The following is a 23,009-nucleotide window of genomic DNA, read 5'->3' as shown; positions in this document are numbered from 1 at the left end:
CGGATGAACAATGCGCGGCGCGCTGGCGCCCGGGTTCGCGAATCTCGTTGAAAACTGCGAAGCTTGCGAGGTGGAGGTCAATCCAAGTACGGCGCTGCGCCGCCCCGCCGGTTTGCCAGTTCGCGTGCGGTGGAACGGGTGACCTACCTCGAGCTAGACAACGTCGCAAGCGGCGACACAGCCAAGCGATCGCAGCGCGGTAGCGAATACTCGGAGCTGATTCGCCAGGTACGGCAAGCGGGCCTGCTGGACCGGGGGCTGCGGTATTACGCGGTGCGCATCGTGATCACCTTGGGTGCACTCGTGGGTGGCTGGGCGGCGTTCGTGCTCATCGGCGACTCGTGGTGGCAGCTGGGCACCGCGGTGTTCCTCGGCGCGGTCTTCGCGCAACTCGCCTTCCTCGGACACGATGCCGGGCACCAGCAGGTGTTCCGCACCAAGCAGGCCAATCACCTGCTCGGCATGATCTGCGGGAACCTCGGGATCGGGGTGAGCATCGGCTGGTGGACCGGCAACCACAACCGCCACCACGCCAACCCCAACACCGAAGGCGCGGACCCCGATGCCATGGGCGTGCTGGCGTTTTCCGGCGAACGGGCCACGACTGGCCGCGGTCTCCGACGTTTCATCTTCCGCTACCAGGCGTGGTTGTTCTTCCCGCTGCTGTTGCTGGAAGGCGGCAGCCTGCACAACAAGAGCGTGCGGGCAGTCGGGCAGCGGGCGACGCCGCACTGGGGTCGGGAAGCGGTGCTGCTCGCCGTGCACGTGATCGGGTACCTGGCGCTGGTCTTCCTCGTCCTCTCGCCGGGTAAAGCTTTGGCGTTCATCGCGGTTCAGCAGGGACTGTTCGGGTTCTACATGGGCTGCACCTTCGCGCCCAACCACAAGGGCATGGAAGTCCTGCACACCCCAGGGGCTCTCGACTTCCTGCGCAGGCAAGTACTGACCTCGCGCAATGTTCGCGGCGGCTGGTTCGTCGATGTCGCCCTGGGCGGCTTGAACTACCAGATCGAACACCACCTCTTCCCCTCCATGCCGCGCCCGAACCTGCGCCACGCCCGGCCGATCGTGATCGCCTATTGCGCCAAAATCGGCGTTCCCTATTGCGAGACAGGCCTTTTCGAGTCCTACGCCCAGGCGCTCCGCCACCTGAACACCGTCGGCAAATCCCTCGCCGCCCCCAGCTAGCGCGCTCCGACCCAGGTGATGGTGCTGCTTCGCTCAGGGGGTGACGCCGACCGGGAAGACGTAGGCGCCGGGGTGGGTGGCGCCGCCGTCGTAGCTGAGATCGGCGTAGGGCTAGCGGATGGTCGCCGACGTGGTCTCGTCGGGCGGGTGACCTGGAACCGACGGTCGAAACTCGTTGCCAGCGTACGGGACAGGGATCGGGGTTCCTGGGACGCCCGTGACGGGGACACCTAACGGACGATGTCTCCGAGCACACGATCCAACACGCGTTCCGCGATCCCGGCGATGGTGAGCGAGGGATTTGCGCCCGCGCAGTTTCCCGGGACGAGTGCGCCGTCGACGACGTACAGATTCGGGTAGCCGATCACGCGTCCGTCGATATCGGTCGCGCTACCGATCGGGACACCGCCGAGCGGATGCGCGGTGAACGAGATGCCCGGCGCGAAAGGGAATCCGCCTGCCTGGGAGAGTGCGTCTGCTGATCGGCCGACACGTTCGTGAATTCGGAGCGCGGCCTTCAGCGAATCCTGCCAGGTCGCCGGGTTGAACTCGAGTACCGGCTCCGAACCGTCGATTGTCCAGGAAGTCCGGTTCTCCCAGTCCGCCGTGGTTGTCAAATTCGCGAGAATGGGTGGCTGGCCTGAGGGGCCGGGCAGGCTCACCGACTCGACCCGGACCGGGGGAACGTCGGATTCGTCGTCGACGATGGCCGAGGAGACGATCGCGCTGGCCTGCGGGCCGGAGAATTCCGGCGAATCGGCGAAGCGCCAGGTCATTTGGTCGCCGTTGTCGCCGACCATGGTGCCGACATGCTCGTTCAGATCGGGGAGACCGTGCCGTGCCCTCGACTGCAGGAGGAGACGGGTGGTGCCGACGGCGCCTGCCGCGAGAAACAGATGGTCGCAGGTGTAGGTTTCGGTGCCGCCTGCCTCGGTCTGCACCGCGACATCGATGACGTACTTACCGTTTTCGTGGGCGATGTGCCGCACATCCCGCAGCGGCTGCAGGTCCCAGTTGGGGAATTCGGTGGCCCAGCGGAGATAGCTGCGGGTCACAGATTTCTTGGCGGAGTTCCTGTTCCACGGCAACGCAGTGCTTACCGCAGCCCGCGATCCGCCGGCGTGGTCGAATACCCTTCGCACGATGTCCCAGTCGAAGGTGGATTGCACCGGCGTGGTTGCCATTCCCGCACGCGCCATTTGGGCGTCTGACCACCGTACGTGTGCGAAAGGTGCACTGGCGAAAAGGTCTTCGGGGACCGGCGCGGCAGCCAGCCTTGCGGTGACGCGCGGCCAATACACCGATTCCAGCTCGTCGTAACTCAGATCCTTGGGGAAGATCTTGTCGAAGTACCGACGCACCGGCGGCACCGTCGCGCCCGCATAGACGATGGACCCGCCACCGATACACGCCGCGGTGGCGATATTGACCGAGCCGGCAATGTACGGCTGCACCAGCCCGGCCGTGTGGGACACCGTCGGCTCCCAAACCCATTGCGGGTCACGGTAGTCCAGGGCGGAGTCGAAGACGATCGCGTCGTCGCTCTGGGTCCATGCGCGGCCACGCTCGAGGGTGAGGACGTCGACGCCCGCCGCCGCCAGCCGATACGACGCGATCGCCCCACCGAACCCGGTGCCGATGACGATCGCTTGCCGGTGTGTCCGCGTCTCCGCCCGCGCCCGCGCCGGGAGCAGCAGTGGTGCACTGAATGCGCCCGCGGCAATCGCCGCGCCATGCGCCAACAGGGCGCGTCGGTTCAATGACGATTGCCGCATCGGACGATCTAGTTCATACCCGGCATGTCGAAGCCGAGATTGTCGAAGGTGGCGTACTGCCCGGGGTAAATGCCGTTCGGCATCATCGCGCGAAGTTCTTCGCTGCCTTCGGATTTCACCGTGACCAGCGCAGGCTTCATCTTGGCCGACAATCCGCCGAGACGGAGACTGTGCATCTTCTTCGTGCCGCAGGCAGGTGAGGGCTGTTCGAACGACAGCTGGTCCGGCGTCTGGATGTAGCCGAGGAAGTTAGGCAGGGTGATCGGCACGTCGAAGAGCAGCGGCTGGGACGACACCGACACCTTCCAGCCGGGGCCGCTCGCGGTGAGCGTTTCGCCGATGCGGGGCGTTCCAGTGAAGTCGGCCAGCGACTTCGGGTATCCCCAGTTGTTCCGTCCATTCTTGGCGGTCTCCGGACTGTCCACCACCATGAATGGCGAGTGCGCGTACATCCCGGGGTTCTGCGCCCTTGCATACGTGAGCATGCCGGTGATCTCGTTGTACTGACCGACCGGAGTGTTGGTGTACCGGGTTGCGAAGCCGTAATTCGCGAATGGCAGCACGGATCCGGAGAGCTCCTTCGGAAGGAGCGAAGGGCCGCCGAGCCTCGGTGGCATCACCCAGAGCAGGAAGCCGTCCGCCGAGGTCAGATCCCACGGCGACGGGACATCCGGGCCCTTGCGAATCTTCTGCCGCATCGAATCGGTCAGCCTGGCTTCGGGGATGGTCGAGCTGATCGACTCCCAGGCATTGGTGTCGCACTGATGCGGTGCGGCGACCGCAGCCGGAACGGCTGTGGTCATTGTTACTCCGGCAAGCGCCACTGCCGCCAGAATATGTCCGATCCCACGATTACGCCGCGATAGACGCCGACGACCCCACGAATTCACTGGCCGGTAACCGAACACCGAATCTCCTTTTCCTTGGCGAACGGACCGTACCAGGTCGGAAAGGGTTGTGCAGTGCAGAGTTACAATTTTTCGAGCGCTCGGGTAGCGGCGCTTATTTCGAGTTAAGCTCGGGTTTATGAAATGCGATCAGTGCAATTGATTTTACCAGGTATTAAGGCCGACTAAACCGTCCTGGCGAGCATTACGGACAGTCTCACCCTATGCTTCGCGCATTCAAATCGAAGCTTCGAGAGGCATCTGAGGGCAAACATGCGCATGCTGGGCAAACGTGTGGGATCACCTGATCTCAAGCGTCACCTGTGGCTTTTAGGTTTCGTCGCGCCTGGGACCGCGTTGCTCCCCTCCCAGGTGGTGCTGCGAACGGGCTCACCGGTGTTCTGGTGGAGCGGACCGATCATCGTGTTCGTCGTTATCCCGGTACTGGATTGGCTGGTGGGGGAGGACGGCAACAATCTGCGGGACGAGGAATACGAGGAGCTGTCGAACGACCGGTACTACCGGTGGTGCACGTTCCTGTTCCTGCCGGTTCAGCTGATCGGCCTGCTCGTCGCCTGCGCGATGTGGTCCGGGCACGAGTTGACGGTGGTCGACAAACTGGGTCTGGCGGTGACGGTGGGCTTTGTGACGTTCATCGGTATCAACGCCGCCCACGAGTTGGGCCATCGGGTCGAGAAGCTGGAGCGGTGGCTGTCGAAAATCGCACTGGCACAGTCGGGTTACGGCCACTTCACCGTCGAGCACAATCGCGGACATCACGTCTGGGTAGCCACGCCCCGCGATCACTCGAGCGCGCGGTACGGCGAATCGCTCTGGGAGTTCCTGCCGCGCTATCTGGTCACCGGCTTCCGCTCTGCGATCAAACTGGAGGGGGCGCGGCTACGCCGAAAAGGTCTGGGCTGGTGGAGTATGCACAACCAGATCGTGCAGTCGTGGGCGATGACCGTGCTGCTGTTCGGTGGACTGCTCGCCGTATTCGGCTGGGGCATTTTGCCGTACCTGCTATTGCAGGCGGTGCTCGGCATGGCGCTGCTCAAGACGATCGGCTACATCGAGCACTACGGACTGCTCCGTGAGCGGAAGCCCAACGGCAAATGGGCCCGCTTCTCGCCCCAGGACAGCTGGGACTGCGACTGGCTGGTCACCAATGTCTTCATCTTCAATGTGCAGCGGCACAGCGACCATCACATCAACACCGGACGTCGGTACCAGACTCTGCGCTGCTCCGATGAGGCGCCACGGCTTCCGGCCGGATACATCACGATGGTCATGTGCGCGATGATTCCGCCGCTGTGGCGGCACGTGATGGACCCGCGGGTGCTCGCGCACTACGGCGGCGACATCACCAAAGCCAACATCCAGCCCCGTAAACGCGCCAAAATCCTGGCGGCCCATGGACGCAACGAACTGGACGGCGAAAAATTGCCAGGGAGCCAGGTGTTGGCGCCTGCCAGGATTGTCGATCGCATTTCGTCGAAGCTGTCCGCCGGGTATGGCATCGTTGAGTAGGGCTTCGGCCGCGAGGTGGGAGGCCTACGCACACTGGAGGGGAGAGCAATGTTCGAGAGGTTCACCGACCGTGCCCGTCGTGCCGTGGTCCTGGCCCAAGAAGAGGCCAGGACGCTCAACCACGGCTACATCGGCACCGAGCACATCCTGCTCGGTCTGATCCATGAGGGCGAGGGTGTAGCGGCGATATCGCTGGCGGCGTTGGGGGTGCGTCTCGACCAGGTGCGCAGCCAGATCGAGGCGATCATCGGCACGGGCGGGCAGGAGCCTGCCGGTCACATTCCGTTCACTCCGCGCGCCAAGAAGGTGTTGGAGTTGAGCCTGCGCGAGGCATTGCACCTGGGCCACAACTACATCGGCACCGAGCATGTTCTGCTCGGTCTCCTCCGTGAGGGTGAGGGTGTCGCGGCACAGGTGCTGGTGAAGCTCGGCGCCGACCTGAACCGGGTTCGTGTCGAGGTACTGCGGCAGTTGTCCGGCGTCGCGGGCGAGCAGACCTCGGGGAGTGAGCAGGCGGCGGAACGGATTTCGACGCTGACCGCCATGATCACCGCCATCGATCGGCGCGGTGCTCTGGTCGAGCTGGTCGCTGCCGCATCCTCCGTCGACGAGGTCATCGCGAGCCTGGTTGCCGAGTTCGGCTTCACCGACGTGCAGGCGCGAGCGGTCCTCGGCATGGGCATAGGGAGCCTCACCGTCGACGCCCGCAAGGAACTGCACCGTGAGGAAAAGCAACTACGGGACCGCATCGAGGGACGAATCTCGGTGCTGACGGCCATGATCGACGCCATCGGACGCCGCAGCGAGCTGGTCGAACTCGTCGCCGCCGCAGCCTCCAGCCGCGACGCCATCACCAGCCTGACCGCCCAGTTCGGCTTCACCGAAGCCCAGTCCCGAGCAGTCTTCGCCATGGGAGTGCACCATTTCACCGCCGAAGCCCGGCAGTCCCTAGACGCCGAACTCCGCCAGCTCGAAGAATTCCCGCACCGATCAACGGCCTGACAGGATGACTGCCGACCGACCAGACTCGCTGCGTGCGCATGACATTCGGCGGGCTGGTGGCGGAACTACGGGTTGGAGTCTGGTGTATCTCGTAGGGCGGCGGGCTTGGCCTGAGCGGCGCTGGTCCCGCGGACGGCGTTGGTCGCAAGGACCTCGGCGAGTGCCGTGTTGAACTCCTCGTGGGCCTCGAGGGTGCCCGTGTGTCCGGTCGGAAGGACTACCAACTTCTGGAAGGTCCCTGCCTCCCTCAGCATTTCGGCGAGCCGCTCGGCCTGAGTGACGGGAATCAAGTGGTCGTAGGCTCCGGCTGTCAGCGTCGTCGGCACCGTCAGATCGACAGCGGAGCGGCCCAATTCGAGGTCGGTCAGCAGCAGGCCCGTCTTCGACCGCGCCGCACCAGGGCAAGACTTCGTGATGGCCATCACGAAGTCGACGGCATCCGCGCTGGCAGCCGGACTCAGGATGCGATGGCGGAACAGCCATTTCGTGACTGCGTTCCGTCTGATCGGCGCCGACGAGCCGGACACCGCTCGGGCGAGCCAGCGCGGCAGCTTCAGCCAGCCGCGGTTGAACGGCGGAAGCACGGTCGTCTCGGTGACAAGATCACCGGCGGCCGTGTTGGCCAACAGCACCGCGGACGCGCACCGGGGAACCTGCTCCGGATAACTCCCGGCCCAGGCTTGCACCAGCATTCCGCCCAGACTGTGCCCGACCAGTACCGCTCGCCTGCCCGGCCGCAGCGTCGCGGCCAGCACAGCGACCAGATCGTCGACCAGCAGGTCGACGGTCAGCGCAGCGTCACCGAGTTCGCTCTCGCCGTGTCCACGCAGGTCGTAGGCGATCACGCGGTAGGTGCCTGCAGAGGCGTTGATCTGCGGATTCCAGTACTCGATACAGCACGACCAGCCGTGAATGAGCACCAGCACGTCGCCGTCGGCGGGCCCATAAGCATGCACCCGCAATCGAATACCGTCGGATGTGGTGACCGGCACGACGTCGCACGCAACGGTCGGCGGGTTGAATGCGGCAGTCGCGTAGATCCTGGTGCGCAGTCGCCGGGAAGTCTCGCCAGATCCTGAGGCAGGCAACGCAGCGCGCACGGCATCTCCCTTCCGACGATCACCAGTTTCGTAACTGAATGGTAGCTACATGGAGATCGCCTAAAACGTCAGCCACGCGATGAACAACCCGACTCAGGATCCGTGTGTCGTCATCCTCGGCGGCGGAGCGCCGTCTTGGAAGAGTGTGACGACCGGACTCGGGTCGCCCTGAGTATTCGGGTGTGCGGCGTGCCTACGTGAAAACCGGTCACCGGCCCACAGGAGGACCAGGACCGTTCCCTCGACGATGTGGACCCAGCTTCCGAATGCATCGACGCCCATGTAGTAGCGGATATCCGCGCCGCCGACCAACCCGAGGATTCCCCATGCGATGTAGTAGGCCGCACCGATCAGTGCATAGGTGATCGCCGAGGACCGGCGCAGTACCGCCACCAGGCCGATGATTCCGGTATTGAGATGGCACAGCGTATGGAGCAGGTTGACGGTGACGGGAATGAAGCCCAGCACCTGAGTGGTACACGGCTGGACCGGGTTGAACAGCATGGATGTGCAGGTCAGATAAGCTGCAGGGCCGTTGCTGGTGAACCAGGCCGCCATGATGAACACCCCGAACTGGACCGGCGAATCGGTCAGGGCGTGAATGTAGGCCACCAGGATGCGGCGCACTGAAATGAGCATTCGTCTTTCCCTCTCCTGCCATCCACGACACCGCGGGGTTGTCGGGGGTGGGTCCGGGCGGCCCGCCGATCTATGCCGATCGACATAGAGTGGTGTGAGTATCGACTAAGTCGATCGACATAGTCAAGTGATGTGGCAAGGAGCTATCGAGGTAGCGGCCGAGGAGTGCGACGGTCGGCGCTATGGCCTGTCGGGCAGGTATGGTCGGACTCGCACGCGCCGACCACTACTCGCGACGGAATCCATGATGATCGAGCTCGTCCTTGCGGCGGTTGCCGCGGTGGAGGCCGTTGGTTTGGTCGTCTTGATCGTGCTGCTCGCGCGCAGTCGCCGCGCCTTCGACGAACTCCGCCGTGCGTTCGACGATTTGCAGCGCAGGTTCGACACTCGTCAGCTGCTCGTCAATGGTGGTCGCGAGGCGGTGAAGACGGTGTGGGATACCGCTAACCTTCTGCGTAAGAAGGGGTTTCGTGGGGCGGTACTCACGTCGATCGAGAATCTGGCCGGTTGGGCTCAGGTCGAACGACCGGATCTGGCGGGCCTGACGCCGGACGGTCATGTCGTGATCATGTTCTCGGATATCGAAGGATCCACCGCGCTCAACGAGCGGCTCGGCGACCAGGCGTGGGTGAAACTCCTCGGCCGCCATGATCGGCTGGTTCGTGCACGCGTGACGAAGCACGGCGGGCACATCGTGAAGAGTCAGGGCGACGGCTTCATGATTGCGTTCGCGGAGCCCGAGGAGGCAGTGCGCTGCGGCCTGGATGTGCAGGGTGCGCTGAGCAACGGCGCGAAATCCGTTGGCCGCGAGAGTGTTCGCGTTCGGATCGGTATCCACATGGGCAGGTCCGTTCGGCGCGGTGACGACCTGTTCGGCCGAAACGTGGCCATGGCGGCCCGGGTCGCCGGGCACGCGAACGGTGGCGAGATCCTGATCAGCGAAGCCGTGCGTGACTCGATCGTCGACGCGCCGGATATCGCGGTCACCGGCGACCGCGAAGTCGAATTGAAGGGTCTGCACGGCACCCACCACCTCTACACGGTCGAGCGTGCCGAGTCGCCCTAGCGCCGTCGAAGCTGTTGACGCCGAGTGGATTTCGACGTGTTCACAGCGGTGGCGCGTCGGGCTCGAGCAGTCGCTTCGGATGCATGCCGTCGACCTGTCCGATGAACGGCGGGTGGATGCTGTAGCCGAGCATCCGCCGGATGTCCTCGGACACCGCGCGCACGGTGTCGCGGGTCATCGACAACGTGAACGCCTCTTGCGGGCGCAGCCACGGTTCGCAGTATTGGGCGGTGAGGGCCAGCCGCTGGTTGGTCGAGCGGTTGGCGCCGCCGCCGTGCCAGAGGGTGCCGACGAAGAACACGCAGGAACCGGCCTGCATCACCACCGGTTCGCGTTCTTCGTCCGTTGGCATCCGGTGCGCCCATTGATGACTTCCTGGAATGATGTCGGTGGCGCCGTTGTCGGCGGTGAAGTCGTCGATCGCCCAGATGGTCGCTGCGCCAAGGGCTTCCCGCGGTCGCGGGATCGGGTAGAAGCCGTCGTCGGTGTGCAGCATCTGTGCCTGCTCGCCGGGCAGGATGTTGATCACCTGCAGCATCGACAGCAGATAGTTCGGCAGAAACAACCGATCGAGCAAGGCCAATATCCGTGGGTGGTCCGCGATTCGGTCGCAGGTTCGGGTCTTGTTGAGCACGCTGTACACCCGCTGGGTGGTGTGTCCTTCGAAGAGGTTGCGTCCGTGCCGATCCAGCAGCGGCTCGACCGCGGTGCGGATGTCGGCGAGCTCGTCGGGGGAGAGTAGATCGGGCAGGATCACATAGCCGTCCCGCCGCACGGCCGCAAGATCCGCCTCGACGATCGCCGGATCGATGCTCGCGCCGCTGCTCGTGGTCCTTGGATACTTTCCGGCCAGATCACCGCCCAGATCGACCAGTGAGGACACTTCTGTCTGCATAGGATCACCTCGCGATTCATAACATAACTGAATTCTGTTATGGTTCGACTATGGCACGAGCTCCGATTGGTCGTCAACAACTTCTCGACGCCGCCCGCGCGGAACTCGTCCGCGGCAACGGCGTGATCGAACTCGGCGCGCTCACCCGCAGCGCCGGCTTGAGCACCGGCGCGCTCTACCACCACTTCGGCTCCAAAAGTGGTCTGCTGGTTGCGATCTACGACGCCTTCTACGACGGCCTCGCGCACGCCGTCGGCGACGCCCATCTGCCCGCTGACGCCGATTGGCCGACCAGGGAACGCGAACGTACTGGCCGCTTCGTCGCCTACCACTTCGCTGACCCGCTGGCCCCGATCCTGCTCAACCGCACCGCCCCTGACTCCCAACTGACCGAGCTCGAGGCCGCCTACATCCACGCCATGAGCGACAACGCCGCCGAGAACATCCGCGGCGGGCAGCGCAGTGGTCAACTCCCCAGCCATGTCGATCCCGACAGTGCGGGCGCCTACCTCATCGGGGGCCTGCGCCACGGGATCGCCCAACAACTCCGTGCCACCCCGACCCCCACCCCTGACGAGGCCACCGAACGCCTCTGGCGCTTGATCGCCGCCACCCTCGGCATCGAATGACCGTGCGAGCGGGCATTGAATCGCGATGGCCCGCAGCGGCGTTCGCTAGTGGTTCGGCCGCGCAACCCAGCGCAGCGTGGCGGGCCGCAGCACGGTGATCACCGCGACGAGCAGTGCCGCCAACGCTGCCCACGCCACCGTGCCGTGCACTTCCCGTAGCCACGGTGGATCGACCTCGACCCACCAACCGCTCGGCACGACACCGCCTTTGGGGGTCATCAGCAGGAACATCGTCACCAGCACGGACCCGGCGACCAGCCCGAGCCCCGACAGCGTGAGCATCGCCGCGGCCGCACCGCGACCATGCCGCCACAGCCATGCATGCCACAGTGTGCCCGCCGCGAACACGGCCGCGAGCCCCGCCACCATGAAGACGACCGCCCGCTCGTCGGTAGGCAACGGCACGAATCCACTTCTGTAGGTGTGCTTCCGAGCGGTTGCCGCGATCAATATCAGGGTCAACGACAGTGCCGCTGCGCAGACGCCGAGCACTGTCATGGCCATACCCACCACGCTGACGGTGGACGGGGGCCGGTCCGTCGATGTTGCCAACGCACGAACGCGGCGGGTGGTGGCCGACGACGATGCGGCAACGACCGCACCCACCAGGCACACAGCCAAGAGCGCTAACAGAATTGACCGCACTGCTCGATACCCCGGCGGCCCCGGCGCGGCGTCATAGGTAATCGCGTCGCAGATCGAACACGTGGTGTCGAGCATCAGTGGATACAGCCCCGTGTGGAGCAGGGCCAGCATCCCGACGAGAGGAACGGTGGCCGCCCCGAGCGCAACGAGCGCAGGGCCGCGAGTCCGCGCAAGCCACGGCACCAACGCAGCGATCACTGCGGCGAAGACGACTGGCGCCACCAGCGCCGGCACCGTTACGCCCCAGAGGAATTCGACGTCACCTCGATAGCGCGTGTCACCAGGAAAGGCCACCGCCGCCCCGCCGAAATGCACCAGCGCCACCACGACGACATCGAGGGCAACCGTGACCCCGGCCAGTGCCACCGCGACAAGCAGGACCGCTCCTGGCGTCACCCTGCGCAGTCGGCTGGCCGCAGACTCTCGACCGGGCGCCTCGTGGCTGGACAGCTGCGAATCCCCGCTCTGTTTCGAATTCACCTGGCCCCCGAGTCTTGTCGGTACGTGAAGATGTCGTACCCGAGTCTCGATCGCGGCGGGGGCGCGAGCAAGAGTAGAAACACTCGATCAGTCGAGCCGCAAGCCGGTGTGGTGAGCGACGAAGGCGAGCAAGGAGATCAGGGCGTCGTCGGATGCCGGGCCACCACCGGCGTGGCCCTTGCCGACGATGACGTCGAGGAGTACGGGCCCGCCGCTGTCGCGTTGTAGTGCGGCAGCCATCTTGCAGGAGTGCACGGGGGAGACGCGGGTGTCGCTGTCTCCGGCGGTGAACAGTGCAGGGGGCCAACGGCGTTCGCCGGCCGAGGCGGTGACGTTGTAGTACGGCGAGTACCGCAGCAGGACCGACAGTGCGGTCGGATCGTCGGCGGAGCCGTATTCTTCGCGCCAGGCACGGCCGAGGCCCCAGCGTTCGTAGCGGACCATGTCGAGCGGGGCGCCCGCGCTCACGATCGCGGCGTACGCCCCTGGTCGCTGCACCATCGCACCGACCGCCATCAGTCCGCCGTTGCTGCCGCCGAGCAGTGCCAGACCGTCTCGGCGGGTCCAGCCGGTCTCGACCAGCCAGTCGCCAGCGGCGTGCAGGTCGGCGAACGCGTTGAGCTTGTGCGCGCCGGCACCGTCGCGGTGCCAGCGGCGTCCGCGTTCGCCGCCGCCGCGCACGCCCGCGATGACCATGATGCCCCCGGCCCGCACCCAGGTGAGCGTGTCCGGCTGGTAGCCGGGCCGGAAGGTGATGCCGAAGCCGCCGTAGCAACTGAGGATGGTCGGCCGCGGCACCCGAGGTCCGGTCGGCGACAGGACCGTGACCGGCACCTCGGTGTCGGGCCCGGAGCGGTAGGTCGTTCGGGTGACGGTGATGCCGGACAGGACCGGCGGCGCAGACTCGGTCGCGCAGACCTGACCCGATCGCAGATCGAGCCGCCAGCGACCCATCGGCCGGATCCAGTCGGTATAGCTGAGCTCGAGCACCCCCGGCTCGTCGGTGGATTTGACCGCCGCTACCGTTCCCGCGCCGGGCAATTGGACATCGCGCAGCCGGGTGCCGTGCTCCGCGTCGTGCACCGACAGTTCCGCGCAGCCGTCCCTGGTGCGCAGAATCAACAGCCGGTCTTCGCCGTCGGCAGCGGCCAGGGCGAACGCGGCGAGCACCGCGGGTTCGTCGGACGGTACGAGCAACCGCCACGGCCCCCAGCCGCCCGACGGCACCGGATCCGCGACGAGCACTTGCCCGAATTCGCAGGCGGCGGTGGAGATCGCCAGGATCCGGCCCGCTGCGTCGAGCACGACACCGGCCGAGGAAAGCCCGCCGAGATCGAGCTGCATCGGCGAACCACCCTGGGCGACATCGGTGATCGAGACGCGAGTGGTTCGGCTGGTTCCGGTCCTAGCCGTGACGACGAGCCAGCGGTCGTGCCAGAAGGTGAGGTGGTACCGGCCGACCGGGTTGTCGTCGCCGATGATCAGTTCATCGGTCGCTGATCCGACCCGGTATCGGTAAACCCCGCTGCCGCAACGGTTGTCGTGGCGTCGCACGTAGAAGAACCCGCTGTTGTCGGCGAGCCACTCCACCGGCGCATACCGGGTCAGCGCGCACGTCCGCAGGACATCGCCGGTCGCGGTGTCGAGTAACGAGAGTGGGGTCGCGTCCTCGGCGCCGCCGACACTTGCCTGCACAGCCACGAACCTGCCGTCGGGCGACGGCGTCCAGCGGCGCAGGAGCGCCCCTGCGCCAAGGACTTTCGCGTCGAGCAGGGTGCGCCAGTCCGCCGTCGGTCCGTCGGCGACCTGAAGTTGCCACGGGCCGACCAGATGTGCGCGGCTCACCCGGAAGCGCATCGTGCCTGCGGATTTCACCGGCGAGTCGGCAGGGCCGGGAACAACGGTGTCGCGCAGCGCCTCTTGTAACCGCTGTCGGCCGGGGAGCGCGGTGAGATAGTTGTCGGCCAGTTGTCGCTGGGCGGTGATCCAGGTGCGGCTGTCCGGGTCGTCCAGGTCTTCCAGCCGCCGGAACGGGTCCGGAATCCGGATGCCGTGCAGCACATCCCACGCATCGGACGCGGGGGCGTGGGGATACTCGGGATTCATTGCGCCACCTGCACTATCGGTTTGTCGTTGTGGGAAGCGGGGGTGCGGCCGACGGCGAGGAGGAAGGCGACGGCGGCGACCAGGTCGACGGCGACGAACGTCCAGATCCCGGTGCGTGCGCCGAAGTGTTCGCCGAGCACGCCGCCGAGTACCGCGCCGAGCAGATTGGCTGCCGTGGTCCCGGTGGACAGCAATGCACCGACCCGCGCGAAGTAGCCGTCACCGACGCCGTCGCCCATCACCGTCACCAGTGCGATGTTCAGCAGCGCACCGAAGAACATCGGCACCGCCGCACCGAGGCAGGCGGCGATCAGCACGGTTGCCGTCGACCCTGCCGCCAGCGGCAGCGCAACGGTGCCGACGGCACAGCCGAGCACCGCGATCGACAACACCCGCCGTGCGGGCACCGCCCTGGCGTGCACCCGCGGCGCCACCAATGCTCCTGCGGCGGCGCACAGAGTCGCGAGGACGGCCGGAATCCCGTACACCGCAACAGGTAACGCCACCTCGTCGAGCAAGAACACCGCGCGCAACGCCGTGACACCGCCGGAGGCCGCCCCGCCGACCAAGAGATACATCGCCAATGCGGCAAGCAGGGAGTGACCGCGCAATGCCCGTACGCCGTCGAGGAATTCGCGCCCGAAACCGTGTCGCTGCTCGGTCGGTCGCCGGTCGGGTGCCGCCAGCCGGGTGAGGCAATAGGCGCTGAACAGATACGTGAGGGCGTCACAGGCGAACATCGCCGCCGCGCCGACCGCGGCAACGAGCGGTCCCGCTACGGCGGCCGCGACCGAGCGCGACACCATCGTGGTGGACTGCAGCCCGGCGCGCGCCCGACCGAGATTGGTGACGCCGAGCGTCATGAGATGGCTGAAGTAGAGGCCCTCGATCGCTACGCGGGCCAGGCCGAGGACGAAGGACAGCGCGGCCAGTCCCGCCACGGTCAGCATGCCGGTGAACATCGCTGCCGCACAGCACAACACCGCTGTCGCAGCGACCAGGTCGGCCGCGAGCAACACCCTGCGCGGCCTGCTCACCCGGTCGAGGAGCACGCCTGCGGCGGGACCGAGCAGCAACGGCGGAATCATCGCGCTGGCCACGATGAGCGAAACCTCGTGCGGCCCAGCGCCGAGCCCGACGACCGCGACCACGGAGACCGCGGTGCCGGTGAGGGTGCTGCCGAAGGTCGAGGCCGCCTGCGCGACCCGGTAGGTCCGCAGGTCGGCCTCGGTCGTGGTGGCGTGGACTGATGCGCTCATCACGTCACCCGAAATACGCGTCGTCGCAGTGGACGACCGAGAGCACGCTGATCGGTGCGTCGTCGAGAAGTTCTTCGTCGGTATCCATGGTCGCCAACGCGACCAGGTTCTGGATTTCCATGGTTCTTTCCTGAATTGTTCGGTCTAGGAACGGACTTCGCCGGGCGCGGGTCACCCTGCGCCCGGCGATTCGTCGGATTACACCGCCACCTCTTCCTCGATGCAGTGGTGGTTGCTGATCGAGCTGTCCGGCGCGTCAGTGCCGAGTTCGGGGTCGGACTGCAGCTGGAGCTTCAGTACGTTTGTCATGGTCTTTCACCTCCTTTCGTGGTCTCGGTGTTGTCGGATCACAGGTCCACCTCTGCTTCGAGGCAGTGATGGTCGCTGATGGAGCTCACCGGTGCGTCGTCGCCGAGCTCGGCGTCGGCCTGCAGTTGCAGGATCTTGGTCATGCTGTTTCACCTCCGCTGCTGTCTTGTCGTGGCAGGGTGCTCGGCTCACATCACCTCTTCCTCGGCGACGCAGTGATGGTCACTGTTGGAGCTGATCGGTGCGTCGTCGCCGAGTTCGGCGTCGGACTGCAGCTGGAGCTTCAGGATCTTGGTCACGTAATTCACCTCCCTTGGTTGTCTCGTTGTGGCAGGGGCGCTTTGGTCACATCACCTCTTCCTCGGCGACGCAGTGATGGTCGCTGTGGGAGCTGTGCGGTGCGTCGTTGTCGAGCTCGGTGTCGGACTGCAGCTGGAGCTTCAGGATCTTGGACATGTGGTTCACCTCCTTTCGTTGTCTCGTGTGGCGTAGGTGGTCTGGTCACCGCACCTACTCCTCCTCGCCGTCAGCGCAGTGATGGATGCTCGTTGCGCTGAACGGCGTGTCGTTGTCGAGCTCGGTGTCGGACTGTGACTGCAGCTTCAGAACGTCGGTCATGGGTTCACCTCCGTTCCTGATGTAGTTGTGGTGGTCGGGGCGGTCAGATGGTTTGCGGGGCAACGGATCTACCGGGCAGGCCAGCGGCCGATTCGAGGCAGTGGTCCAGGGTGAACAGCGGATCCGCGACGCCGGCGACGGCGTGCTGGAGGGCGAGCAGGATGCCCGCGGAACCGCTGGCGAGGTCCGCGCTGAGGCGCTGGCCGAGACCACCGAGCCAGCGGACCCCGGTGTCACCCGGGATCGCATGCATGAACAAGGCGGCCGGTCGCATCGGTGCGTCGGCAAGGAACTTCTCGTCGGGGAAGCGGGCCGCGACGTCGGCGTGCACGAGCATCAGCCCGGCCTGGCCCTGCAACAGGCCGGGGCCGACCGTGAACCGAATGCCAACGGTGCGAACGCAGGTGCGCAGCAGCTCGGCGAGTTCCGGATCGGGCCTGCGGCCGAGGTAGCGGGCGAGTACGTGGACGTAACCCGCGCTACCGGAGCCCAGGTACGGCATGTTGCGCCGGTCGGCGTCCGAGACTCGGAAACCCAAGGCGGCCACCGGCATCGGCTCGGCGTGCCCGAGTTCGTCGCGGAGCAGCCGGAGTCCGCGTTCGAACGGTTCGTCCATGCCGGTGAACATCGACAGGTAGTACAGGGCGAGTGCGATACCGGGGCGTCCGTGCACGAGCCCGGACTGATGGTCCCGGCCGAGCGCGGGGATCAGCGCATCGCCGTCGGGCAGCGCATCGAGCAGCCGTGCGGCCTGGTCGAGATGGTGCTGGTCGCCGGTGCGATGGAAGAAGGACAGATGGGTCATCGCGACGCCCGCGGCGCCGCCGCCCCACCCGGCCGACTCGGTCGTGAGCCGGTGCCGGTCGGCCTCGGCCAGCAGCGTCACGGCAGCGTCGCGCTCACCGAGATCGTCCAGGACCCAGGCGATTCCGGCATTGCCGAACAGCAGACCCGGTCCGGTCGTTGCCGCGTCGCGCAGCGCGAGGGTGCGCAGGCGTTCGACGACCAGGGGGTCGATCTCGCGGCCTGCGGCGCGCAGTGCGTGCAGGACGCCTGCGGTGCCGTAGGCGACGCATCGAGTGTTGGACCGATGTCCGGCAGGCGCCGTCGGATACGTCCAGCGCGGATTGTCGAGATCGACCATGCGTTCCAGCGCTTCGGCCGTGCGGTCGCGCAGCCAGCGCGTCGCATCACGTGGTGCGGAGCGCACCTCGGCGGGCGAGGGCATGCGCTGCTCGTCGAGCGCGGGCCGGGACCGCAGCGCGACCGTCCAGAGCTCCTGCGGCGGCGGGCACCGTTCGGCCAGCTCGGCATACAGGTGATCGAGCGTCTCCGGGCTGCGCCGGACCGTCTCGTGCATGGGGAAGACCAGCAACTGCGCGATCGCGGTGAGCGCGTACTCGTCGACGCGCAGTGGATCGACCGATGACCGGGTGCCCGGCGAGCGCGATTCGGGTGGTTCGTACCCGGGTGTGCCGAGCATGCCGAGCGGATGGTCGATGGGCTGGGTGGCTTCGAAGTCGATGAGCCGCACCGTGTCGTCGTCATCGACGAGGATGTTGCCGGGGGAGAGGTCCACGAACGCGTAGCCGAGGTCGTGCAGGACGGCCAGCTGTGCGGCGAGTTGATCGAGAATATGCGTGCAGCGCCGGTAGTGGGCGGCGAGCACCTCGGGGTCCTGCTCGGCCTGGATCAGCGGCGAGTTCGCGACCACCCACTTGATGAGCGTGCGGCCGGGCAGGAACTCGGTGACGAGGAAGGTGTGCTCCCACTCGGTGAACAGCTCGAGTGGTTCCGGAGCCAAGGTCGGCGCGGCGGCGTGCAGGGCGCGCAGTGTCAGATACTCGCGCCGGAGGCGGCTGTGTGCGTCCTCGTTGCCTGCGTAACCATTGTGCGCCCGAGCCTCTTTCACGAACACGGTGGTGCCGTCGGCGCGGCGGGCGCGGTATGCGCCGCCGGCATTGCTCGGCTGCAGCACGGTCTCGAAGGTGTACCCGTGGAAGTTGACCTCGTCGTCACCGTCGGCCTCGGCAACCGGGCCGAACGGATCGACGACGCCTGCGGGCAGCAGGAATTCGGGGCGGCGCTCGTCGGGGACCTCGGTCCCGTCCAACGCGCGCATCGTCGATTCCCTGGTGCCGTCGGGCTGCAGACGGTAGCGCGCTCGGAACGAGCCGTAGCGGTAGGAGACACACTGCGAGGCGCCGAACCGGCGATCGGTGAGCACGTATGGCCCTGCGATACCGGACAATTCGCGTTCCAGCCGTTCGAGCAGAGCGTAGGCGAGCTGTGGGGTCGGGGGATAGATGGCACAGAACTTGCCGCTCTGGACGCGGTTGCCGTGCTTGCCGTGCAGCCACAGGAAGTACTGCCTGCCGGTGAGATGCTTGAACGAGACACCGAGATCGGCGCACGCGGCGCTCACCACATCGAGCACCTGCTGTGCGGAAGCGAGCGCACTCGACACGTGCACCTTCCAACCCTGGGCCGGTACTACGGAATTCGGCGGTGTCCACTGGGTCCACACTTCGAACTCGTGCCGCGTCCAGCCTTCGGGCGGCCGGGTCGGGTTGTAGCGCCTGCCCGGATCGGTGCGATCGAAGGGTTCGTAGAAGTCGGGGTGGGCGAACGTGAACGCCGTATCCTGAGCCATTTCGGTGCTGCCCTTCCGGGATTCGGCCTGGTCGCCGGGGAATCGAACGACTCAAGAATGGCCGGGGACCCCGCATCGGCGAATCGGCCTGCTGCGGTGTTCCGCGCCTACCGCAGCGCGATGAGAAAGCTCATCGTGCCGTGGTAGCCCCATGTTTCGTGCGACACTGCTGCGCATGACGAAGCAGACCTTGGTCGTCGTGTACGCGGTCGACGGTGCGGGTGCCACCGGGGAGCGCCTCGGTGCGGGCACCTTGATCGAGTCGGATTTCGTGCTGGTCCATCCGCTGTTGAATCAGGCGCTGGCCGCGCAGCAGCGACCGGTGCGCGTCGGCGTCTTCGCCGCCGAACACGACATCACCGAGGTCATCGATGTGGCGCAGGTCAGGGTGGTGCCCGACGCACCGGAACTCGTGTTTCTCGAACTCGCGGTCGCTTCGAGGGCGCCGGAGCACGGTCTACCGCTCACGCTTGTCGACGAGGAATTCGGCATCGAGCGGTTCCATATGCCGACCAACGACGAGATCGTCGCCGCCGTGCGCCAGGTGCTCGCCGACGTGCCGCCGCCACCCCCGGCACCGCATGACCCGTTCGCGGAGTTGATCGCCGAAGCGGGGTTGCCGCCAGGGGCGGGTGGCGAGCCCGTGGAGGATCCGATCCGGTGGATCCGGCGCCTGTTCGGCGGCGGGTGATCCCACCAATTCGGTAGCCGGGGAGGCTGTCTCGGCAGGTGAGAGCGGGTTGAACAGCCAACCCGCCGCAGCGATTCGTGGGAAACTGCTGCTCATGACGCGACGGACAGTGCTGGGGCGACGCGGCAGTTCGCGTCGGGCTGCGGCGGTTCCCGCGTCCGATGGGCGCACCGCGCCTGCGGAAGCTGTTGGGGTGGCGTTGGCTCCGCTCCTGCGTCGTCGGGTCGCCGACGTGGCACTGGTCATGGTCGCCGGTGCGGTGGACCTGGCCTTCTGGAGTGGGGACCAGAAGATGGCGGGCGGCGCGACGCTGCCGCTGTGGGTGGTGCCTGCCGCCGCCATCGCCCTGTGCGCCACGTTGCTGCTGCGACATCGGTTTCCGCTGGGCGTGTGGGTGGTGGTGTGGCTCTACACCACCGTCAATCTGGTTGTCCCCGGTTACTTTCCGGTCGCGTACTTGCTTGTGGCGGTGTACACGGCGGCGAGCAGCGTGCCCGCCTCGACCGCACGGCTGATATTCGTCGCCTCTGCCTTGCCGCTCGGCTTCTTCAGCTACCGGACCACACAGTCGACCCCGTCCCAAGCCCGAGTTGTCGACTTCATCGCCGTCGCGGCGACCTGGGCGATCATCCTGTCCATCGCCTGGGGGCTCGGCAGGCTGGCCAACCTCCGCGAACAGCATGCGCGCGCCGAGCGCGAGCGCATCGCCGCCGAAGCCGAAAAGGCGCTTGCCGCACAGCGATTGCGGCTCGCGCACGAGCTGCACGACAGTGTCACGGGCGCGGTGGCGGGCATGATCCTGCACGCGGGGGCCGCCCGCGCACTCGCAGGCGGTGGCGACCAACGGGTGCGGCAGGCGCTGGAGGTCATCGAACAGGCAGGCGCGCAGGCGATGACCGAATTGCACTCGATGCTCGGACTGCTGCGCTCTACCGACCCCGATGGCACCGTGCCCGCCCGGCTCGCCGATGTCGAGCGGCTGCTCGAATCCGCCCGTAGCGCAGGCCTCGACGTGCGGGTCGACGTAACCGGCACCGCGCGACCGTTGCCACCTGAGGCCGACCTCGCGGCCTACCGGATCGTCCAGGAGTCGCTGACCAACGTCACCAAACACGCGGGCCGAGGCGCGACGGTCGAGCTCGGCATCGCCTGGGACAAACGCGTTCTCGACCTCACCGTGCGCAGCTTCGGCGGATGCGCGCCGCCCGCAGCGGCCGCCGCGCTGTCGACCGGGAACGGGCTGCGCGGACTGCGGGAACGTCTCGACGCGCTCGGCGGCGAGCTGATCTCCAGGCCGGACAACGACGGCTGGTACCTGCACGCCACGCTGCCCGCTGCTGCGTCGATCGAGGTGTCGTGACGATTACCGTGCTTGTCGCCGAGGACGAGGCGCTGGTTCGCGCGGGCTGTGTGCTGTTGCTCGGCACCGCACCCGACATCGAGGTGGTCGGCGAGGTCGGCGACGGCGCGGCCGCGATCGACGCGGTGAAAACGCTTGCACCCCAGGTGGTCCTGATGGATCTGCGGATGCCGATCCTGGGCGGCGTCGGCGCGACCAAGGCGATCACCGCCACTGCGGACGCACCGGCGGTGCTGGTGCTCACCACCTTCCAGGAAGACTCCGCTGTCCAGGAGGCGCTGGCCGCAGGCGCGAGCGGTTTCCTGCTCAAACATGCCGCACCCGCCGACCTCGTGCAGGCGGTCCGCTGCTGCGCGGCGGGTGAGGGCTGGCTCGATCCGGCCATCGTCGGCGGCGTCCTCGGTGCGCTGCGTCGGGCTGGGCCCCGGGTGGTCACCGCACCCGCCACGCTCTCGGCGTTGACCGCGCGCGAGCGAGAAGTGTTGGTGCTCATGGCACGCGGGCGCTCCAATGCCGAGATCAGTGCCGAACTGTTCATCAGTGAGGCGACCACGCGCACCCATGTCGCGCACGTGATCGCCAAGACGGGTTCTCGTGATCGAACCCAGGCGGTCGTGCTGGCCTATCAGAGCGGCATGATGAGTTGATCAGCTCGCATCGATGCGCTGGAACTGGTAGTCGTCCAGCGGGAAATGGGTACTGCGCCAGGCGGATTCCACCGTCGTGGTCGGGCGCAGCGGCACATCACCGTGGATATCGAAGTAGTAGCTGTTCGCCGTCGCACAGCTGTCCTGCCAGAAGATCTGGTGCCTGCGGCGGGCCAGCATCTCGGCGAAGAATCGTTCGTTCGCCTCGGCCGTGACCTCGATGTGGTTGGCGCGCACCGCACGTGCCTGTTTCAGGCAGCGCAGGATGTGCGCGGTCTGGGCCTCGATGAGGGCGAAGTATGAGGAGCCGTTGTAGCCGTATGGGCCGAAGATGGCGAAGTGGTTCGGGAAACCGGGGACGCTGACGCCCTCGTAGGCGTGCAGGCGGTGTTCGTGCCACCAGCGTTCGAGATCGCGGCCGCCAGCGCCGAGGAGCCGGTAGGTCGGCATGTTGCCCGGGTCCATCACCTTGAAACCTGTTGCGAGGATGAGGACATCGATGCCGTGGCGGGCGCCGTCGGCGGTGTGCACGGCGCTGTCGTCGATGTGGGTGATGGAGCTGGTCTCCAGGTGGACGTTGGGGCGGTTGAACGTCCGGAGGTAGCTGTTGTGAAAGCTCGGCCGCTTGCAGCCGAGTCCGTAACGCGGCGTGAGCTTGTCGCGCACGACCGGATCGTCCACCTGGCGGCGCAGGTAGGCGCGGCCGAAGCGTTCGCCGAGCGGGCCTGCGGGGAGGATGCCGTGGAAGTGCGCGGCGATCGGGAAGGTCACCTCAACGAAGGCCTGGCTCGCGGCTCGGACCACCCGCTGGGCGCCTGGGACACGACGCAGCGTCCAGCGAAACGAGCCGGCAAGGGGGACGTCGGGTTTCGGCAGACACCAGATCGGTGTGCGCTGGAACACCGTCAGATGCTCGGCGCGCGAGGCGATCTCGGGGATCACCTGGACGGCGGACGCGCCGGTTCCGATGATGCCGATGCGCTTGCCGTCCAGCTCCTGGTCGTGATCCCACCGGGACGTATGCATGACCGCGCCGGCGAAATCGTCGATTCCGGCGATGTCGGGCAAATTGGGCCGGGTCAGCACACCGGCCGCGTTGATCACGAACCGCGCGGTCGACACCTCGCCCGCCGCGGTGGTGAGCCGCCACAGGTTGCGGTCCTCGTCGTACTCGGCCGAGCTGATCGAGGTGCCGAGCCGCAGGTAGGGGCGCAAACCGTACTTGTCGACGCAGTGTTCGGCATACCGTTTCAGCTCGCGCCCCGGTGCGTAGGTGCGGGTCCACGTCGGTCGGGGCTCGAAGGAGTACTGGTAGCTGAACGACGGGATATCGACCGCGATGCCCGGGTAGGTATTCCAGTGCCAGGTGCCGCCGACGCCGTCGGCCTCGTCGAGGATGACGAAGTCCGCGAACCCGGCGTCGAGCAGCTTGATGCCGAACCCGATGCCGGCGAAACCCGCACCGATGACGACGATTTCATGGTCGGGCGGTGCGCTGATCTGCATAGCGTTCTTCCCATTCGACGGGGG

General features: G+C 66.6%; 17 protein-coding genes and 1 pseudogene. 8 read left to right on the top strand and 10 right to left on the bottom strand.

Translation table 11 applies throughout. The features are described 5' to 3' along the window. Positions 1-138 precede the first annotated feature (138 nt). The gene (locus tag NA11_RS15925; RefSeq protein ID WP_069162728.1) at positions 139-1,188 is read left to right on the top strand and encodes a fatty acid desaturase family protein; all 1,050 of its coding nucleotides are present in this window, start codon (positions 139-141) and stop codon (positions 1,186-1,188) included. Positions 1,189-1,418: 230 nt separating this feature from the next. Here the strand turns inward: NA11_RS15925 and NA11_RS15920 are convergent, their stop codons facing one another. Continuing rightward, entirely contained in the window at positions 1,419-2,963 is a 1,545-nt protein-coding gene (locus NA11_RS15920; RefSeq protein WP_069162673.1) for a GMC oxidoreductase, read from the bottom strand. A gap of 8 nt (positions 2,964-2,971) precedes the next feature. Next, positions 2,972-3,766: an acetoacetate decarboxylase family protein gene (locus NA11_RS15915; RefSeq protein WP_069162672.1), complete on the bottom strand. Its 795-nt coding sequence runs from the start codon at positions 3,764-3,766 to the stop codon at positions 2,972-2,974. Between the two features lie 357 nt (positions 3,767-4,123). Between NA11_RS15915 and NA11_RS15910 the strand changes: the two genes are divergently transcribed. Both NA11_RS15910 and NA11_RS45645 read left to right on the top strand, forming a co-directional pair. Next, on the top strand, positions 4,124-5,380 hold the full coding sequence (locus NA11_RS15910) for an alkane 1-monooxygenase (RefSeq protein WP_084654654.1): 1,257 nt from the start codon (positions 4,124-4,126) through the stop codon (positions 5,378-5,380). Between the two features lie 48 nt (positions 5,381-5,428). Beyond that, positions 5,429-5,870 (top strand): annotated as a pseudogene (locus NA11_RS45645) (Clp protease N-terminal domain-containing protein); the annotation flags it as partial. Positions 5,871-6,447: 577 nt separating this feature from the next. On the opposite strand, the gene NA11_RS15900 reads toward NA11_RS45645, so the two are convergent. Both NA11_RS15900 and NA11_RS15895 read right to left on the bottom strand, forming a co-directional pair. Next, positions 6,448-7,482 (bottom strand): alpha/beta fold hydrolase, encoded by a 1,035-nt coding sequence (locus NA11_RS15900; protein ID WP_069162670.1) that lies wholly within the window; start codon positions 7,480-7,482, stop codon positions 6,448-6,450. A gap of 93 nt (positions 7,483-7,575) precedes the next feature. Further along, positions 7,576-8,109, bottom strand: a complete 534-nt coding sequence (locus NA11_RS15895) for a DUF4383 domain-containing protein (RefSeq protein WP_167837649.1) — start codon at positions 8,107-8,109, stop codon at positions 7,576-7,578. Positions 8,110-8,365: 256 nt separating this feature from the next. On the opposite strand from NA11_RS15895, the gene NA11_RS15890 reads away from it, so the two are divergent. Beyond that, on the top strand, positions 8,366-9,187 hold the full coding sequence (locus NA11_RS15890) for an adenylate/guanylate cyclase domain-containing protein (RefSeq protein WP_069162668.1): 822 nt from the start codon (positions 8,366-8,368) through the stop codon (positions 9,185-9,187). A gap of 40 nt (positions 9,188-9,227) precedes the next feature. Here NA11_RS15890 and NA11_RS15885 read toward each other — a convergent pair whose 3' ends face one another. Further along, positions 9,228-10,082 (bottom strand): phytanoyl-CoA dioxygenase family protein, encoded by an 855-nt coding sequence (locus NA11_RS15885; protein WP_069162667.1) that lies wholly within the window; start codon positions 10,080-10,082, stop codon positions 9,228-9,230. Between the two features lie 50 nt (positions 10,083-10,132). Here NA11_RS15885 and NA11_RS15880 point away from each other — a divergent pair, with 50 nt between their 5' ends. Beyond that, the gene (locus NA11_RS15880) at positions 10,133-10,711 is read left to right on the top strand and encodes a TetR/AcrR family transcriptional regulator (RefSeq protein WP_069162666.1); all 579 of its coding nucleotides are present in this window, start codon (positions 10,133-10,135) and stop codon (positions 10,709-10,711) included. A gap of 45 nt (positions 10,712-10,756) precedes the next feature. On the opposite strand, the gene NA11_RS15875 is transcribed toward NA11_RS15880, so the two are convergent. The 4 genes from NA11_RS15875 to lanKC all read right to left on the bottom strand — a co-directional run bounded on the left by NA11_RS15875 (position 10,757) and on the right by lanKC (position 18,781). Further along, positions 10,757-11,836 carry a hypothetical protein gene (locus NA11_RS15875; protein WP_069162665.1) on the bottom strand — a complete coding sequence of 360 codons (1,080 nt, stop codon included), beginning with the start codon at positions 11,834-11,836 and terminating at the stop codon, positions 10,757-10,759. An 87-nt stretch (positions 11,837-11,923) separates the two neighbouring features. Next, the gene (locus tag NA11_RS15870) at positions 11,924-13,942 is read right to left on the bottom strand and encodes a prolyl oligopeptidase family serine peptidase (protein WP_069162664.1); all 2,019 of its coding nucleotides are present in this window, start codon (positions 13,940-13,942) and stop codon (positions 11,924-11,926) included. Next, entirely contained in the window at positions 13,939-15,201 is a 1,263-nt protein-coding gene (locus NA11_RS15865) for an MFS transporter (RefSeq protein ID WP_069162727.1), read from the bottom strand. Before NA11_RS15865 ends, NA11_RS15870 begins: the two co-directional genes overlap by 4 nt. A gap of 970 nt (positions 15,202-16,171) precedes the next feature. Then, entirely contained in the window at positions 16,172-18,781 is a 2,610-nt protein-coding gene (lanKC, locus tag NA11_RS15860) for a class III lanthionine synthetase LanKC (protein ID WP_069162663.1), read from the bottom strand. A gap of 175 nt (positions 18,782-18,956) precedes the next feature. On the opposite strand from lanKC, the gene NA11_RS15855 reads away from it, so the two are divergent. From NA11_RS15855 to NA11_RS15845, 3 genes are all read left to right on the top strand, one after another. Next, positions 18,957-19,472, top strand: a complete 516-nt coding sequence (locus NA11_RS15855) for a hypothetical protein (protein WP_141717605.1) — start codon at positions 18,957-18,959, stop codon at positions 19,470-19,472. 94 nt (positions 19,473-19,566) lie between these two features. Continuing rightward, positions 19,567-20,832: a sensor histidine kinase gene (locus NA11_RS15850; protein ID WP_084654663.1), complete on the top strand. Its 1,266-nt coding sequence runs from the start codon at positions 19,567-19,569 to the stop codon at positions 20,830-20,832. Beyond that, positions 20,829-21,479, top strand: a complete 651-nt coding sequence (locus NA11_RS15845) for a response regulator (protein ID WP_069162660.1) — start codon at positions 20,829-20,831, stop codon at positions 21,477-21,479. The genes NA11_RS15850 and NA11_RS15845 overlap by 4 nt, the downstream gene beginning before the upstream one ends. Here the strand turns inward: NA11_RS15845 and NA11_RS15840 are convergent, their stop codons facing one another. Continuing rightward, positions 21,480-22,985, bottom strand: a complete 1,506-nt coding sequence (locus NA11_RS15840; protein ID WP_069162659.1) for a flavin-containing monooxygenase — start codon at positions 22,983-22,985, stop codon at positions 21,480-21,482. It lies immediately after the preceding gene. Positions 22,986-23,009: the final 24 nt, after the last annotated feature.

Origin of the sequence: Nocardia altamirensis NBRC 108246 (assembly GCF_001612685.1) — a bacterium.
GTDB classification, from domain to species: Bacteria; Actinomycetota; Actinomycetes; order Mycobacteriales; family Mycobacteriaceae; genus Nocardia; species Nocardia altamirensis.
This window is presented reverse-complemented; position numbering and strand designations above follow the sequence as displayed.

What these genes read in the sequence shown, in the direction of transcription:
- NA11_RS15920 (WP_069162673.1), bottom strand. Translation starts at nt 2,963, where the DNA reads ATGCGGCAATCGTCATTGAACCGACGCGCCCTGTTGGCGCATGGCGCG.
- NA11_RS15915 (WP_069162672.1), bottom strand. Translation starts at nt 3,766, where the DNA reads ATGACCACAGCCGTTCCGGCTGCGGTCGCCGCACCGCATCAGTGCGAC.
- NA11_RS15910 (WP_084654654.1), top strand. Translation starts at nt 4,124, where the DNA reads ATGCGCATGCTGGGCAAACGTGTGGGATCACCTGATCTCAAGCGTCAC.
- NA11_RS15890 (WP_069162668.1), top strand. Translation starts at nt 8,366, where the DNA reads ATGATGATCGAGCTCGTCCTTGCGGCGGTTGCCGCGGTGGAGGCCGTT.
- NA11_RS15885 (WP_069162667.1), bottom strand. Translation starts at nt 10,082, where the DNA reads ATGCAGACAGAAGTGTCCTCACTGGTCGATCTGGGCGGTGATCTGGCC.
- NA11_RS15880 (WP_069162666.1), top strand. Translation starts at nt 10,133, where the DNA reads ATGGCACGAGCTCCGATTGGTCGTCAACAACTTCTCGACGCCGCCCGC.
- NA11_RS15870 (WP_069162664.1), bottom strand. Translation starts at nt 13,942, where the DNA reads ATGAATCCCGAGTATCCCCACGCCCCCGCGTCCGATGCGTGGGATGTG.
- NA11_RS15865 (WP_069162727.1), bottom strand. Translation starts at nt 15,201, where the DNA reads ATGAGCGCATCAGTCCACGCCACCACGACCGAGGCCGACCTGCGGACC.
- lanKC (WP_069162663.1), bottom strand. Translation starts at nt 18,781, where the DNA reads ATGGCTCAGGATACGGCGTTCACGTTCGCCCACCCCGACTTCTACGAA.
- NA11_RS15855 (WP_141717605.1), top strand. Translation starts at nt 18,957, where the DNA reads ATGACGAAGCAGACCTTGGTCGTCGTGTACGCGGTCGACGGTGCGGGT.
- NA11_RS15850 (WP_084654663.1), top strand. Translation starts at nt 19,567, where the DNA reads ATGACGCGACGGACAGTGCTGGGGCGACGCGGCAGTTCGCGTCGGGCT.
- NA11_RS15840 (WP_069162659.1), bottom strand. Translation starts at nt 22,985, where the DNA reads ATGCAGATCAGCGCACCGCCCGACCATGAAATCGTCGTCATCGGTGCG.